A 15,123-nucleotide genomic window follows, 5' to 3' on the forward strand; every position below is an offset into this window, starting at 1 on the left:
ATCGTTCCGACCGCCTCCGGGACCTCCCCCACCAGAGCACCGCCCCGGCAAGAGAGCGCGCATTATAGGCACCTCACCGAGACCGTCAAGCGCGAATCACCGTCCATCCCATTCGCCTGCATGGCAGGCTCCTACCGGGAGTTGGCGGGTTATGACCTACACGCGGTAGTAGGCCCGGTACCACTCGACGAAGCGGCGGACGCCCTCTTCTACGCTGGTAGAGGGCCGGTAACCGACGGCCTCGGCGAGGAGGCCGGAGTCCGCATAGGTGTCGGGGACGTCGCCGGGCTGCATGGGCAGCATCCGCTTCTCGGCCTTGCGCCCCAAGCACTCCTCGAGGACCTCGATGTAGCGGGTCAGCTGCACCGGCTGATTATTGCCGATGTTGTAGATGCGGTACGGGGCATCACTGGTGGCCGGGTCCGGAGCATCACTATCCCACTCGGGGTTGGCGGCGGCGACGTGGTCACAGGCTCGGACCACTCCTTCGGCGATGTCGTCCACATACGTGAAGTCCCGCTGGTGATGACCGTGGTTGTAGACGTCGATGGGCTCGCCGGCGAGGATCGCCCGGGTGAACTTGAACAGCGCCATGTCCGGCCGCCCCCAAGGCCCGTAGACGGTGAAGAACCGGAGTCCCGTGGTGGGCAGCCGGTAGAGGTGGCTGTAACTGTGGGCCATCAGCTCGTTGGCCTTCTTGGTGGCCGCGTAGATGGCCAACGGGTGGTCAACGCTGTCGTGCTCAGAGAAGGGCATCCGCGTGTGCGAGCCATAGACCGAGCTGGTGGAGGCATACACCAGGTGCTCCACCTCATGGTGGCGGCAGCCCTCAAGGATGTTCATGAAGCCGACGACGTTGGCGTCCACGTAGGCATGAGGGTCCTCCAGCGAATAGCGCACCCCCGCCTGCGCGGCCAGGTGGATCACTCGGTCGAAGCCCTCGCGGAACAGCGCGGCCATCCCGTCCCGGTCCGCTACGTCGATGCGTACGAAGCGGAAGTTCGGGGCCCCCTCCAGCCTGCCCAGTCGGGCCTGCTTGAGGCTGACGTCGTAGTAGTCATTGAGATTGTCCAGCCCGACCACCTGAGCGCCGCGCTCGAGCAGCCGCGCGGCCACGTGATAGCCGATGAACCCGGCCGCGCCGGTTACGAGTACTTTCATGAGTCCTTCAATCCGTTTCCGGGTAGCCAGCGTATTGATGGGTGGCCAGCCGCCTGTCCAGCGTACGGGTCAGCGCGCAGCCTGCTGCGTGATTGGAATAGGCGATAACGTAGTCGGCGAAGTCGGCCGCGCCATCGCGATAGGCCGCGAGCGCCTGATGGACGACCTCCTCCGCTTCGACCGCCAGCTCCGCACTCGGCAGGAGCTCCTCGAGCACCCGAACCACCACCGCCTTGTCGTAGCGGTAGGCGCCGCGGAGCACCCACACGAGCTCGCAAAGCACCACGAGCGCGATGCGCCCCGGCCGCTCGCGGCTGCACTCGCCTTCGATCACTTCGGTGGCCAAGGCGGCCTGCTGCGGGTCGTCCTGGGTGAGGTAGCGGGCGAGAATCTTCGTATCCAGACCGATCATGCATCGCGGGCGCCGGTGCGGATCGCCTCCTCCATCGCCTCCAGGGATACCGGCTCCGGGGGCTTGGGCAACATGCCCCGCAGGCGAGACACGCTGGCATGCTTGACGACCATTCGCACCGTGCCGTCATCCTCGATCACAAACTCGATCCGGTCGCCGGCGGAGAGGTGAAGCCGCTCCCGCAGCGCTTTTGGCAGCGTGACCTGCCCCTTGCTGGTCAATGTCGTATGCACCGCCTTATCCTCGGCTCACTATTCCTTACCAAGCGTAAGGACCATTCCATGACCTTGCAAGCGCCCCTGGTGCCCCCTCTCGCAGCCCTTACAACCGACCGTCGACGTCGTCGCGGGGCAGCATGCCCTTGATGTCGTAGAGCACACCGCCAGGCCTGAGCAGGGCCCGCAGGCCCTCGGTGCCGAGCTCGCGAAAGCGGTCATGGGCCACGGCAAGGATCACCGCGTCGTAGCCCCCGTTCTGCGGCGCCTCTGTCAACTCGATGCCGTATTCCGCGGCCGCCTCCTCCGCCAACACCTCCGGATCGTGGACGGAGACGCGCGCGTGGTAGTCGTCCAGCTCGGCGACGATATCCACCACCCGGGTGTTGCGCAGGTCCGGACAGTTCTCCTTGAAGGCCAACCCCAACACTAGGATCTCCGCATCCACCACCGGCCGCTTGCGCTTGGTCAGCAGCTTGACCACCTGGGCCGCCACGTAGCCGCCCATGCCGTCGTTGATGCGTCGTCCCGCCAGGATCATCTCCGGATGGTGGCCCGCCTGCTGGGCCTTGTAGGTCAGGTAGTAGGGATCCACGCCGATACAGTGCCCACCGACCAGGCCCGGCCGGAAGGGCAGGAAATTCCACTTGGTCCCCGCCGCCGCCAGCACCTCTTGGGTATCGATGCCGAGGCGCTCGAAGAGTATGGCGAGCTCATTGACCAGGGCGATGTTCACGTCCCGCTGGGTGTTCTCGATGACCTTAGCCGCCTCGGCGACCCGGATGCTGCTGGCCTGGTGGGTCCCGGCGGTGATGACCCGGCGGTAGAGGGCATCGACGAATTCCGCGATCTCCGGCGTGGAGCCCGAGGTTACCTTGACGATATCCGTGACCCGGTGGGCGCGGTCGCCGGGATTGATGCGTTCGGGGCTGTAACCGGCGAAGAAGTCCCGGTTGAAGGTGAGCCCTGAGGTGGCCTCCACGATAGGGATACAGACCTCCTCCGTCGCCCCCGGATAGACCGTGGACTCGTAGATCACCACATCCCCCGGCCCGATGACCTGCCCGACGGTCTCGCTGGCCCGGCGCAGCGGCGTGAGATCGGGCTGGCGGCCGCTATCGATGGGCGTGGGCACGGTGACCACGTAGACGTTGCACTCGCGCAGGGCCGCGAGCTCGTCGGTGATGGTCAGCCCCTCGGCCGCCGCGAGCTCCTCCGGCGACACCTCCTGGGTATCGTCATGGCCGGCGCGCAGCCCCTCGATTCGGGAGCGCTTTACATCGAAGCCCACCACCGGATAGTGACGGGCAAAGGCCACCGCCAGCGGCAGGCCCACATAGCCGAGACCTAGAACGGCCACGCGCGGCGTATCATTGGTATTATCCATGGTTTCCCTTCCTCAGCAGCGACCGTAGCGGTCCTCTACCCGGACGATGTCATCCTCACCGAGATAGCTCCCCGTCTGCACTTCCACTACTTCCAAGGGGATCACCCCCGGATTTTCCAGGCAGTGGGTAACCCCCAACGGAATGTAGGTGGACTGGTCCTCCTTCAGGAGGAAGGTCTCCTCGCCGCGGGTGACCCGGGCAGTGCCCTTGACCACCACCCAGTGCTCGGCCCGGTGGTGATGCATCTGCACCGACAGCCTGGCCCCCGGCTTGACGGTTATGCGTTTGACCTGGAAACGCTCGGCGCTTGCGACCCCCTCGTAGGCCCCCCAGGGGCGATTGACCCGCCGATGAATAGTCGCCTCGTCGCGGCCATGGGCCTCGAGCCGTGAGACGATACGCTTGACATCCTGGACCCGATCCCGCGCCGCCACCAGGATCGCGTCGGCGGTCTCCACGATCACTTGATCCCGAACCCCCACCGCCGCGATCAGCCGGCCCTCGGAGTGGATGTAGGAATCAAAGGTATCCTCGGCGAGGACGTCGCCGACGAGGACGTTGCCCGTCTCGCCACAGCGCTCGCCCACCTCGTGGAGGCTGCCCCAACTACCGAGGTCACTCCAGCCGCATTCGAGGGGCACGACTGCGGCCGCAGTGGTGCGCTCCATCACCGCGTAGTCGATGCTCTCGGCGGGGCAACCGCCGAAGGCGCCCTCCTCCAGTCGGACGAAATCCAGGTCCTGCTGGCGCTCGGCCCAAGCGCGCTCCACCGCCTCCAGGATATCCGGCCGATAGGCCGCCAGCTCTTCGAGATAGCGCTGTGCCCCGAACAGAAAGATCCCGCTGTTCCAGTGATACCCCCCATCCGCCAGATAGGCGGCGGCCGTCGCCGCGTCCGGCTTCTCCACGAAGGCCTCCACCACCTGCACGCCGTCGGCCAGGGGGGTTCCGCTGCGGATATAGCCGTAGCCGGTCTCAGGGCAGTCGGGGATGATACCGAAGGTAACGAGCTGACCGTCACGGGCGTGCGGCAACCCGCGGGCCACCGCGGCATGGAACGCCTCTACATCGCGCACCAGATGATCCGAGGGGGCGACCAGCAGCACCGCCTCGGGGTCGGCTTCCAACGCGGCCATGGCAGCAGCCGCCACCGCCGGTGCCGTATTCCGTGCCGCCGGTTCCAGCACGGTGGCCCCAACCTCCACACCCGTTTCCTGAAGCTGCTCCGCAACCAGGAAGCGGTGATGGCTGTTGGCTACGGCCACCAAGGGGCCAGCGTCTGCCAGGGCGGCGATGCGCAGGGCCGACTCCTGGAGCAGGCTGCGCTCGCCGGCAAGAGGCAGGAACTGCTTGGGGTAATGGCTGCGGGACAGCGGCCATAGGCGCGTACCGGAGCCGCCGCAGAGGAGCACTGGTGTCAGCATTAGGAAGTCCCTTCTTGGTTCTGTGGAAGTACGCCACCGCCATACTGCTGCGACAGCCACTCCCGGTAGCTGCCATCCATCACCGCCGTCCACCAGGGGCCGTTGGCCAGGTACCAGCCCACGGTATCCGCCAGGCCGCTGGTGAGGTCATGCGACGGACTCCAGCCGAGCTCGCCGGTGATGCGCCCCGGATCGATGGCGTAGCGGCGGTCGTGGCCGGGACGGTCGGTGACGTGCTCGATGAGCGACTCCGCCGGCGCACCGCGGGCCTGGGGGGCATCCGGGAAGCGTCGGGCCAGTTCCGGCTCGGCGGCGAAGCGCTCGTCCAGGAGGGCACAGAGACGGCGCACGAGCTCTATATTGGTGAGCTCACCGAAGCCGCCGATATTGTAGGTCTCCCCCATCCGCCCATCGCGCAGCACCGCCTCGATCCCCCGGCAGTGGTCGGCGACGTGCAGCCAGTCGCGCACCTGCGTGCCGTCGCCGTAGACCGGCAACCGCCGGCCGTGGAGGATGTTGAGGATCACCAGCGGGATGAGCTTCTCCGGGAACTGATAGGGCCCGTAGTTGTTGGAGCAGTTGCTGGTGGTCACCTGCAAGCCGTAGGTGTGGTGCCAGGCCCGCACCAGATGGTCCGAGGCGGCCTTGCTCGCCGCATAGGGGGAGTTGGGCGCATAGGGCGTGGTTTCGTGGAACGGCGGGTCCTCCGGGCCAAGGCTGCCATAGACCTCGTCGGTGGAGATATGGTGGAAGCGGTGCTCCCGGCCACTGCCGGCCAGCCACACCCGCCGCGCGGCCTCCAACAGCACCTGGGTGCCGACCACGTTGGTCTGCACGAAGGCCGCGGGCCCGTGGATGGAGCGGTCCACGTGGGACTCCGCCGCGAAGTGGACGATGGTGTCGATGCCTTCTTCGCGCAGCAGCCGCTCCACCAGCGCGCCGTCGGTGATGTCGCCGTGGACGAAGCGGAAACCGGCCTGCCCATCGAGGGCGGCGAGATTGGCCGCGTTGCCGGCATAGGTGAGCGCATCCAGGGCGATGAGGCGATCCCCCGGATGTGCCCCCCGCCAGTGGTGGCAGAAGTTACTGCCGATAAACCCCGCCGCGCCGGTCACCAATAGCGTCATGATCCTGTCATCCCCGTTCCCACTCGTGGGTTCCTAGGGTGGACGCAGTCCACCTTCTCCCCGTGGCGGACTGCGCTACGCTCCGTCCGCCCTACCTCGACGAGCTCGGCTCGTAGGGTGGACGGAGTCCACCTTCTCCCTGGCGGACTGCGCTGCGCTCCGTCCGCCCTACCTCGACTACGTCTGTCCGCGCTGGGCGTTCATGGCGGGATGTTCGTCCAGCATCCGCCCGAGCTGTGTGCGCCAGTGGCTGCCGGTGATCCCGAGCGCCCGGCGCAGGGAGGTCTTGTCCAGGACCCCCTGGGGCGGGCGCCGCGCGGGTGTGGGCCAGGCGGAACCGGGGATGGGGTCGATGACCACATCCGCCGGCACCAGGCCGCGGGCCGCGCCCTCGTCGCGGATCGCGCAGGCGAAGTCGTACCACGACGCCACGCCGGCATCCGTCCAGTGGTGGGTGCCGCTGACACCAGCGGTCACCGCCTGCCAGATCACCTCCGCGAGGCCGCCCGCCCAGGTGGGGGTGCCGATCTGGTCCTCCACCACGGTGAGCCGGTCGCGCTCGTTCATCAGCCGCAGCATGGTGGCGGCGAAATTGCGGCCGTGGGCGGCGTAGACCCAGGCGGTGCGGACGATCAGCGCCCGCTCGCCGAGGGCCTCGCGGACCCGCGCCTCGCCGGCGGCCTTGCTCGCCCCGTACTCCCCCACCGGTGAGACCGGCTGCTCCGGGCGCCAGGCACGGCCGAGCTCACCGCAGAAGACGAAGTCGGTGGAGACATGCACCAGCCGCGCGCCGACATCGCGCGCGGCCTCCGCCAGCCATTGTGGGCCGTCGGCGTTCACCCGCCAGGCGGCCTCGCGCTCGGTTTCGGCGTCGTCGACCCGGGTATATGCGGCGGCGTTGACGATCACCGCCGGGCGGGATTCCGTAACCGCGGCGGCCACCGCGGCCCGGTCACCCACGTCCAGCTCGCCGGAGCGCCGGGCGTCCACGCGTACCCCGGCGGGTTGCCGACGCACCAGCTCCTGCCCCAGCTGGCCGCCCGCGCCCGTGACGAGGACCCTCACGGGTAGACCTCCGCCCACTCCAGGGTCGTGCCGAGTTGATCCTTGTCCGAGAGCAGCGGGGCCTCGCCGCCCGGCAGGGGCCACTCCACGCCCACCGCCGGATCGTCCCAGCGAAGTGTGCGCTCGTGCTCCGGGGCGTAGTAGTCCGTGCACTTGTAGAGCAGGTCAGCGATCTCGCTCACCACTAGGAACCCGTGGGCGAAACCCGGCGGCACCCAGAGCATGCGATAGTTGTCCTCGGAGAGGGTGGCGCCCACCCAGCGGCCGAAGTACGGCGAGCTGCGGCGCAGGTCCACCGCCACGTCGAAGATCTCGCCGCGGGCGACGCGCACCAGCTTCCCCTGGGGCTGGTGGATTTGATAGTGCAGTCCACGGAGCACCCCCCGGGCGGAGCGGCTGTGGTTGTCCTGGACGAAGCGGTCGGGCACGCCCGCCGCGGCATAGCGCTCGGCCTGCCAGGTCTCCATGAAGAACCCGCGATGGTCGCCGAACACCCGAGGGCGGATACACAAGACGTCCGGTATCGCCAGTGCCTCGATCTCCATTGGCCGTAACTCCCTTTCCCTTAGGATTGCGCCGCGACACCGACAGGGGTTGCGGCATCCCAGTCGGCCAGAACCCGGCTGACCAAATCCAGGCCCTGACGCAAATTGTTGCGGCGCAGCGCCTGTTCGAGCAACGTCAGCCGTGCCACCAACCTCAACTCCGCCACAGTGACCTCGGCCTGGCTTGAAGCGCCCACCGGCGCTCGCGCCACCAACCGGCTCAACGCGTCGCGGGACAGCCGCAGCAATAGCGGCTCACAACCCACGGTATCGATGGACCATCGCTGCCAGCTCAGACACGCCGCTGCCCCCCCGGACCCCTCGACCCAGTGCCCGGGCACCGTCGCAGCGGGGTTATGGATCACCACGGGCAGTGAATGCACATGGGCCGACAGCACTGGCCACATCCCATGGAAGCGCTCGAGCACCGTCCGCTCCTCGGTCCCCTCCGCCGCAATGTCCAGGGATGCGAAGCCCAGGGTACCAAGGCGATCCACGAGCAATGGGTGACTTCGCTGATAGCGCTGGACCAGCTCCGGGTCCGGCGGCAACGACCAGAGCTCGAGGATGCGCTCGAACACCGCGATGCGCCAAGATTCCGGCTCCCAGGGTTGCTCCGGCACCCCTTCGAAGACCAATAACCGGCCCCCGTCCACGAAGACGTCCCCCACCCACTTTGGCGCGGCAGGCACACCCTGGGGATGGGCAGCAAAGAGCTCCACCTCATGGGCCGCGCGCACGGCGTGACGCCGGTCATAATACTTAACGAACCAACGCCCATTGGCGGCGTCCACATCAAAATACGCCAGCCCGGGCATGCCGCTATCGCGCCAACGGGAGTGGATCCGCGGCGCACTGAGCTGCCCATCCGTGACCTGGACCAACGCCTCGCCGAGCCAACCATCGCGAAACGCCGGCGACAGGCTCCGTACAAACGCTGCCCCATGCGCTCGCGCCGGACCCGGCACATGCTGCACCCGGGGAAAGAACAGCGTCATCAACCGCTGTCGATTGCGGGCCAGATAGATGATGTCCTGAATCCCCGACACGCCCCGCTGTAACAGCTGACGGGTCAGGATGATGGTGACGATAGCCACCACCGGGCTCAGCCTGGCGTTATTCAGGAATTGCCCGAGCAGGGCCGCAAAGACGAGCAGGAAGTTCAGGGAGGAAAGCACCCCGGTGCCGACCGCGGGGTTGGCGGCGACCGAAGCACAGAGGCGGCGCGCTAAGGCGCCGCGGCCGGCAAACACCATGCCCAGTCCGAAATACTGGACCACCACCAGAGCAATGAGCACCCCGAAGGCGAGGGGATTGAGATACCCCCCCGCAAGGACACCCAGCACGATCAGGGCTGCCGAGCCCGCCACTTGCACGAAGCGGCGATAACCTTGCAGGGCGAGCTCATCCTGATTGTCGAAGACATGGAGCTTGCCGGTATGATCGATCATGCGCCGTGCGCCGCGGCGCAGCCACCGCCCGATCAACGCATTACAGAGCTGGTAGGCGCCATAGCTGGCGATAGCCCCACCGGCGAGCAGCAGCACGAAGCGATCCTTGTCCTCGGCGGAGACGAAGGCCGCGAAATACCAAGGCACGCCGTCCGCCGCCACCAACAGGATCACCTTCAGGGGGAGCAGAAACGCCGCGAGCAACAACAATTGCGCGCCCATAAACGCGGCAATGGCCGCCAGCACCGGCCCGGGGGTGAGTCGCAGTAACCGCCGCCCCAGGGTGCCCAGCCAGCGTAGCTGCCGGCCAGTCGCGGCAAACAGCCCTTCGTCTACTGCATCAGGCGCTGTACTCACCGGATTCCTCCCCGACGCCCTGCCCTTTCAGGCGCGCCGCGAGCTTATCGCGCTTGCGCCGGATCAGCCCCCCGTGGGGGCGGATCATGCCCGCGAGCTCCAGCAAGCCGTGCGCCTTTACGGGATCCCGTTGCTGCAGCAGGTCTGCGGAATCCCGCAAGAGATCGGCGTACGGGTCATAGTCCTGCAGACCACCACTGTAAGTGCCCGAGGAGGCCAGTATGGCGGCGACACCCTTCAGGCCCTGCTCCTGGGCCTCACTGAGCATGCGCCCATCCCCTTCCGGGTAGGTATCCGGGAAGAGGCGTTCCGCATCCGGACACCAGCGCTGGCGCACCGCCTCGTTGATGCCATCGAAACGCCGTTGGAGTGCGCGGGCGCGTTCCGGGGGCAGCTGCTCCCCCTTGCCGGCAAAGGCGCGGGCGATGCGTGTCCGTACTTTCTGGACATTACTCGCCGCAGCCGCGCCCGCAGCAGGGTCGACATTACGGTTGAGCTCCCGCAACAGCACCTGGCCGACGTGATTGACCGACTCGTTGATATCGCTGGGCGGCACCGCCAGCGCATCCGGACCGAGCCCGAGGCACGTCAGGAAATCATCGACCACGCTACCGCGCGCCAAGGCCTCACGGTCAAAGCGCCGCACCTCCATGGCCGCAGGCCCGAACACCGCCGCCCAGTTCTCCAGCATGCGGGCATAGTCACAATAATACCGCGAGGTACGAAGCATACGCCGGATATAGGCCTCGAAACCCAACTGTCCGCCGCCCTTGAGCACCGTCGAGTAATGGGAGGTCACCATGTCCACCTGGCGGCGCAAGTAACACACCACCCGGAACGCATCGACGTACGGCGCCAACCACTCCCGCAGGCGTTCCACGGAGGCCGTCGCGCTCAATCGCGAGTGGAAGTGCTCGCTGGAGATCACCACGGTGTGGATGCCACGCGGCGGCGCCGAGAGGGCATCGGTATAGTGCGCGCATACCGCATCGCGGTAGGCGCTACGCGCCTGCCGACCACGAATCCCGCTGCGATTCAGATACTCATCCGGCGCCTCCAGGTCCAGCGCGGCCGCCGCTAGGTCCCGCGCATTGGCAAGCCCGTCGCCGGCGAGATACAGCACACCCTGCTCACGCAACGCCTTGCGATTGTCCAGCAGCGCCTTCTGCAGGGTGGTCGTGCCGGTCTTCTCCGTACCGATATGCAGTACTGCCTTCATTGGCTCCCCTGGACGAGCGATAGCAGATAATCCCCGTAGCCGCTGTTCCGCAGCGGCTCCGCCAGTCGGCACAGGGCCTCGTCATCGATGAAGCCCATGCGATAGGCGATCTCCTCCGGGCAGGCGACTTTCAACCCCTGGCGCTGCTCCACCACCCGAACGAAATCCGCCGCATCGAGCAGCGCATCATGGGTGCCGGTATCCAGCCAGGCCGTGCCACGGCTGAGCAGCTCCACGGACAACCGTCCGGCGGCGAGATAGGCACGGTTGACATCGGTGATCTCCAGCTCCCCGCGCGCGGAGGGGCACACAGAACGGGCGATGGCCGCGGCGTCACCATCATAGAAGTACAGCCCGGTCACGGCATAGCGCGAGGGGGGATCTCGGGGCTTCTCGACAATATCCATCGGCGCCCCCGTCTCGTCAAAGGCCAGCACCCCATAGCGCTGGGGATCGCGGACATAGTAGCCGAACACCGTCGCCCCGCTGGCGCCGGCGGCCACTGCCTGTAATTTCTGCGAGAGCCCGTCCGCGTAGAAGATGTTATCCCCGAGGATCAACGCCACCGGCGCACCCGCCGCGAACGTCTCACCAATGATCAGCGCCTGCGCCAGCCCCTCCGGAGCGGGCTGCACCGCATACTCCAACCGGATCCCCCAACCGCTACCATCCCCGAGCAGCCGGCGGAAGGCTTCCTGATCCCCCGGTGTGGTGATGATCAGGATCTCCCGGATACCAGCGAGCATCAGGGTCGAAAGGGGATAGTAAATCATCGGTTTGTCGTAGACCGGCATCAGCTGCTTGCTCACCGCCACGGTGAGGGGATGCAGCCGCGTCCCCGCGCCGCCGGCGAGGATGATGCCCCGGCGTGTCCGTTCCATTCCCGCCCCCGACGTGAGGAAACTTACAGTGTAGCAATAGCACCGGCGGGAGCGGGACGGGATCCACACGTCGCCTACTCGGCACCACTCGTCTTCAATGCTTCACACAGCCATTCCCGACGCCTGTTATAAACCGTGTCGGGGTGCTATCCGTATGTGATGCAACAATGGACGTTACTATGCACCACGAGCGGCGGGGACACTCCCTCGAGAAGGTCCTTCAAGCGCTTCCGGACATCTCGTTCGTCATCGCGGCCAGCGGCCAGTACCTCGAGGTGCTCGGCGGCTGCCACGACGAGCTCTACCGGGACGCGCATCTGCTAGTGGGGCGGCACCTGAACGAGGTGCTGCCGGCCCGTCTGGCCGTTCGCTTTTCCGCCGTGATCGACGAGACCCTGGAGTCCCGGTGCGTGCAGAGCCTCGAATACACCCTCTCCCGGGGCGAGGTCCGGGTCCCCGGCAGTAACCCTCCGGGGAGCGAGCATCCACCGCAGTGGTTCGAGGCGCGTGTGCTGCCATTCCTAGACTATGGCACCGACGAGCCCGCGGTGCTCTGGCTGGCTTTCAATATCACCGAACGCAAAAGACAAGAGGAGGAGTTGCGCCGGCTCGCCGCCACCGACCCCCTCACCGGCCTCAGCAACCGGAGACGGGCTATAGCCCAGCTCGAGCGGCTCTACCAACGGGCGTTGAACTCGGCTCGCCCCCTCTCGCTGGTATTACTGGACGTCGATCACTTCAAGCGCATCAATGACGGGTACGGCCATGCCGCCGGCGACCACATCCTGCAATGGGTCGCCAACCAGCTGGAATGCGCCACCCGGCCCGGCGACCTGCTCGCTCGCCTTGGCGGGGATGAATTCCTCGTCGCCCTGCCGGACACGGGCATAGGTGAAGCAGCCGCCATCAGCAGCCGTCTGCTCGACGAGGCGCACAGTCGCCCGCCGGCCCCCCAGGGGCAACCCATCGCCGTCAGCCTGAGCGCCGGGGCGGCCACGCTGGAACCCCACGACCCGGACATATCCGCCCTCATGCAACGGGCCGATACCGCCTTATACCGCGCCAAGGGTGATGGCCGTGGGTGTTATCGACACCAGGGTTGTGTTCATCGGCTGGATGTCGGCGCCGCACGCTAGTCACCTTCGGTCCACCGTGCCCTTTACATGGCCAGCGCACCCTCGGCGGGCTGATCCGCCCCGTCGACACCGACGAGCGCGAGGTCTGAGGCACCCGTGTCCAGATTCAGCTTCGCCTGAGCCGATTCGCGGGCCGGCGTTATCGGTGTGCTGAGATCCTGGTACAGCTGTGAGCGCTGTATCTCGTCGCTGAGCTCCGCTGCCGCCTCGCTGACCGGCATGGCGTCCTCGATGAGCCCCTCGATAGCCTCGGGGCTGGATACATCGGAATCCGCCGTTACCCGATCGATCAACGCCCTGCTGCCATCCACCGTGCCCGGCCCCTGCGTGGCGAAGTATTCGCCCACGGTAACCTTGTTGGTAAGGAGATCCTTGTCCGGCTTGCCAGGGGGCTGACTCCGCACCGCCTCGAGCATGGCGTTCACCAAGCGCCCCGGCTCGCCATGGGACTCCAGCTTGCCCGTCCAGAAATCCAGCCCCGAGGCATTCTCATCGGGTTCGCGCCCCAGGGTATTCCGGTAGAACTCGCGCACAACCTCCCGGGCCTCCAGATCGGCAGGGAAAACCGTGCGCGCGGCATCGGAGGCATACATCGCGCTGGCAAGGTCGATCTCCCCGCCCATGGGCCCATCCACCAGCTTGCCGGTCCAGAACGTCAAGCCCTCGGCATCGGGCGCCCGGTCGAACATCGCCACGTAATACTCGGTCACCAGGGTGCGGGTCTCACGGACCTCTTCCGGGAGCACCTCCACGGTGACCTCCGCCTCGGATACCGACCCATCCGCCCCCGTAACCGTGTAAGAGAAGACGTCGACGCCGGTGAACCCGGGCGCCGGCACATAGCGCACATCCCCCGAGGCGTTCAAAGTCGCGGTGCCATGGGCCGGGTCGGTGAGCACCATGTCCTGCTTCTGCGAAAACCCCACGCCGGAATCATTCACCGCCACGTCGATGGTCGTCGGCGTTGCCGGGGTGGTCTCGACCCAGTCATCCCGCGTCTCCAAGGCCGGATCCACGGTCAGGGAGACACTTCGCGGCGTACTCGTGTTGCCGGCGGCATCGCTCGCCACCACTTCCACGCTGAAGCCATTGCCGCCGCGGTCATAATCGTTCAGCGGACTGCTGGCGCCGGCATCGGTAAGGGTCAAGGTGCCATCATCCTCGATGCGGACCCACGGCGCCGCTGAGCCGCCGGTAATGGCAAACGAATCGATACTGCCGCTATCGTCATAGGCGGAAACGGTGCCGAGAACCGCCCCCACCGGAGCATCCTCCGCTAAGGAGAAGCGCTGCCCCGGCGACACCATCGGCGCTTCGGTATCCGGCCGCGGCACCGGCACGATCTCCAGGCTGTAGGGCACCGGCGCGACGATCTCATTACCGAAGCCCGCGTCATAATCCAACGAGACCGCGAAGTAATGGGGGCCGCTTTCGTCGGGGGTGAAAAGCTGCGAATACACCGTGCCGTCGCTGAAAGCATCAATCTGATTGATGATCAAATCCGGGAAGCGATCATCGCGCTGATGCACCCACACGATCTGATTGCCCTCGAGCAGCGAGGGGTATTCCGTATCGAGCTCCAATCGATACCGACGGCCGGCCTCCAGATCGGCCACGAAGGTGTCATGATCCTCGCCCCAGCGCCCGTCACCATCGACGTGGACGAAGGCATCGTGGCGCGTGTCCACCTCCAACGGTTGCACGGTGGCATCCGGCAGGGTAAGCACCGAATCGATATCATCATAGGAAGTGGAGAAACCGGAGGTATCCCGATCGGGGCGCTCTTCGATCCATTCAGCCATTGCGATGCCCTCCCTGGGTGAGACGCCTATCGGCCAGGCTAACCGATAGGCATGCCGGATGCGATACGCTAGCCAAGACGCAATGGGGGAGGGCTAGCCTCCCCCATTGACAGCCGCGGCCACGCATACCGCCACAGCTGCGATCCGCTAGCCGTTACAAGGCGTTGCCGTTGATCCGGCCGGAGACCAGCTCCGCCAACACCCCCTCATCCTCCACCCGGACATTGATGCCGCTATCCACCGCAATCCACTGCAGGCTCTCGTTGGTGGTCGTTTGGCCGAAACTCGTCACCTGGTCCTCGAAACGGAACTTGCAGGCCTCGAACGCCCCCGCAGGCACCTGGACCGTCTCCCGGCCGAGGTAAGTCACGGTACGCTCGTGCTCTGAGCGGGTCTCCTGGGGCGTCCCGACACCGAGATCCGACGAGCTGGTGACGGTATATTCCTCCGTGTACCGCTCGCCCGGGGCGAGATTGAAGCGCAAGGTGCTCGGCGGTTCATTGACGATGGTGTTGATCACCGACACGCCCCCGGACATGAACGTGGACTTCGTACCCACGGTTCGGAACGTCGACCGACCCTGTTCCACCTGCTCATAGGAAAGCACATCGCCGCTACCCGTCATCCCGCTCGCGGTATCGGTGCCCTGGACCCGCTGGTCCACCTCAATGGCCGTGCGGCCATTGAATGTGGTCGGGCCGTTGACGATCTGCTGGATGGTGAAGGTGATCGACTCCCCGGTCTCCCGCTCCGTGCCGGAGAATTCCTGGAAGATCTGCGTGCCCGTCGCGAGGAGCGCCGGGTTGAAACAAGCCGTGGCGCTGCCCCCGCCGACCACCGAGCCGTCATCCCCATCGTCGGAGTCATCGCCGGCGTCGAGGGCACCGGCCGCCCTCAGCAACCCTTCCACGGCGTTGTCGGAGCTCACGTCGCTGTTCGC

At 66.4% G+C, this 15,123-nt stretch carries 14 protein-coding genes; 1 reads left to right on the plus strand and 13 read right to left on the minus strand.

The genetic code is table 11. The features are described from left to right. Positions 1-156 precede the first annotated feature (156 nt). From ACQ754_RS16575 to rfbA, 11 genes are all read right to left on the minus strand, one after another. Positions 157-1,161 carry an NAD-dependent epimerase gene (locus tag ACQ754_RS16575; protein WP_440998158.1) on the minus strand — a complete coding sequence of 335 codons (1,005 nt, stop codon included), beginning with the start codon at positions 1,159-1,161 and terminating at the stop codon, positions 157-159. A 7-nt stretch (positions 1,162-1,168) separates the two neighbouring features. Further along, on the minus strand, positions 1,169-1,573 hold the full coding sequence (locus tag ACQ754_RS16580; protein WP_440998159.1) for a PIN domain-containing protein: 405 nt from the start codon (positions 1,571-1,573) through the stop codon (positions 1,169-1,171). Beyond that, entirely contained in the window at positions 1,570-1,806 is a 237-nt protein-coding gene (locus ACQ754_RS16585; protein WP_440998160.1) for an AbrB/MazE/SpoVT family DNA-binding domain-containing protein, read from the minus strand. Before ACQ754_RS16585 ends, ACQ754_RS16580 begins: the two co-directional genes overlap by 4 nt. 88 nt (positions 1,807-1,894) lie before the next feature. Continuing rightward, entirely contained in the window at positions 1,895-3,175 is a 1,281-nt protein-coding gene (locus tag ACQ754_RS16590) for a nucleotide sugar dehydrogenase (RefSeq protein WP_440998161.1), read from the minus strand. A gap of 12 nt (positions 3,176-3,187) precedes the next feature. Beyond that, the gene (locus tag ACQ754_RS16595; protein WP_440998162.1) at positions 3,188-4,600 is read right to left on the minus strand and encodes a mannose-1-phosphate guanylyltransferase/mannose-6-phosphate isomerase; all 1,413 of its coding nucleotides are present in this window, start codon (positions 4,598-4,600) and stop codon (positions 3,188-3,190) included. Next, positions 4,600-5,727, minus strand: coding sequence for a dTDP-glucose 4,6-dehydratase (rfbB, locus tag ACQ754_RS16600; RefSeq protein WP_440998163.1), 1,128 nt, complete (start codon positions 5,725-5,727; stop codon positions 4,600-4,602). Before rfbB ends, ACQ754_RS16595 begins: the two co-directional genes overlap by 1 nt. 177 nt (positions 5,728-5,904) lie before the next feature. After that, positions 5,905-6,792: a dTDP-4-dehydrorhamnose reductase gene (rfbD, locus tag ACQ754_RS16605; protein ID WP_440998164.1), complete on the minus strand. Its 888-nt coding sequence runs from the start codon at positions 6,790-6,792 to the stop codon at positions 5,905-5,907. After that, positions 6,789-7,337 carry a dTDP-4-dehydrorhamnose 3,5-epimerase gene (gene rfbC / locus ACQ754_RS16610; RefSeq protein ID WP_440998165.1) on the minus strand — a complete coding sequence of 183 codons (549 nt, stop codon included), beginning with the start codon at positions 7,335-7,337 and terminating at the stop codon, positions 6,789-6,791. Before rfbC ends, rfbD begins: the two co-directional genes overlap by 4 nt. A gap of 20 nt (positions 7,338-7,357) precedes the next feature. After that, positions 7,358-9,145 (minus strand): hypothetical protein, encoded by a 1,788-nt coding sequence (locus tag ACQ754_RS16615; protein WP_440998166.1) that lies wholly within the window; start codon positions 9,143-9,145, stop codon positions 7,358-7,360. Next, entirely contained in the window at positions 9,129-10,364 is a 1,236-nt protein-coding gene (locus tag ACQ754_RS16620; RefSeq protein ID WP_440998167.1) for a hypothetical protein, read from the minus strand. Before ACQ754_RS16620 ends, ACQ754_RS16615 begins: the two co-directional genes overlap by 17 nt. Beyond that, positions 10,361-11,245, minus strand: a complete 885-nt coding sequence (gene rfbA / locus ACQ754_RS16625) for a glucose-1-phosphate thymidylyltransferase RfbA (RefSeq protein WP_440998168.1) — start codon at positions 11,243-11,245, stop codon at positions 10,361-10,363. Before rfbA ends, ACQ754_RS16620 begins: the two co-directional genes overlap by 4 nt. Positions 11,246-11,412: 167 nt before the next feature. Here rfbA and ACQ754_RS16630 point away from each other — a divergent pair, with 167 nt between their 5' ends. Further along, entirely contained in the window at positions 11,413-12,381 is a 969-nt protein-coding gene (locus ACQ754_RS16630) for a GGDEF domain-containing protein (protein ID WP_440998169.1), read from the plus strand. A gap of 23 nt (positions 12,382-12,404) precedes the next feature. Here ACQ754_RS16630 and ACQ754_RS16635 read toward each other — a convergent pair whose 3' ends face one another. Both ACQ754_RS16635 and ACQ754_RS16640 read right to left on the minus strand, forming a co-directional pair. Beyond that, on the minus strand, positions 12,405-14,183 hold the full coding sequence (locus ACQ754_RS16635) for an Ig-like domain-containing protein (protein ID WP_440998170.1): 1,779 nt from the start codon (positions 14,181-14,183) through the stop codon (positions 12,405-12,407). 154 nt (positions 14,184-14,337) lie between these two features. Next, a partial coding sequence (locus ACQ754_RS16640) for a TapB family protein (RefSeq protein WP_440998171.1) occupies positions 14,338-15,123 on the minus strand: 786 nt, incomplete at its 5' end.

It is taken from the genome of Arhodomonas sp. SL1 (genome assembly GCF_052060015.1).
Classification (GTDB): domain Bacteria; phylum Pseudomonadota; class Gammaproteobacteria; order Nitrococcales; family Nitrococcaceae; genus Arhodomonas.

Coding starts and splice junctions, on each gene's coding strand:
- ACQ754_RS16575 (WP_440998158.1), bottom strand. CDS start 1,161: ATGAAAGTACTCGTAACCGGCGCGGCCGGGTTCATCGGCTATCACGTG.
- ACQ754_RS16580 (WP_440998159.1), bottom strand. CDS start 1,573: ATGATCGGTCTGGATACGAAGATTCTCGCCCGCTACCTCACCCAGGAC.
- ACQ754_RS16590 (WP_440998161.1), bottom strand. CDS start 3,175: ATGGATAATACCAATGATACGCCGCGCGTGGCCGTTCTAGGTCTCGGC.
- ACQ754_RS16595 (WP_440998162.1), bottom strand. CDS start 4,600: ATGCTGACACCAGTGCTCCTCTGCGGCGGCTCCGGTACGCGCCTATGG.
- rfbB (WP_440998163.1), bottom strand. CDS start 5,727: ATGACGCTATTGGTGACCGGCGCGGCGGGGTTTATCGGCAGTAACTTC.
- rfbC (WP_440998165.1), bottom strand. CDS start 7,337: ATGGAGATCGAGGCACTGGCGATACCGGACGTCTTGTGTATCCGCCCT.
- ACQ754_RS16620 (WP_440998167.1), bottom strand. CDS start 10,364: ATGAAGGCAGTACTGCATATCGGTACGGAGAAGACCGGCACGACCACC.
- rfbA (WP_440998168.1), bottom strand. CDS start 11,245: ATGGAACGGACACGCCGGGGCATCATCCTCGCCGGCGGCGCGGGGACG.
- ACQ754_RS16630 (WP_440998169.1), top strand. CDS start 11,413: ATGGACGTTACTATGCACCACGAGCGGCGGGGACACTCCCTCGAGAAG.
- ACQ754_RS16635 (WP_440998170.1), bottom strand. CDS start 14,183: ATGGCTGAATGGATCGAAGAGCGCCCCGATCGGGATACCTCCGGTTTC.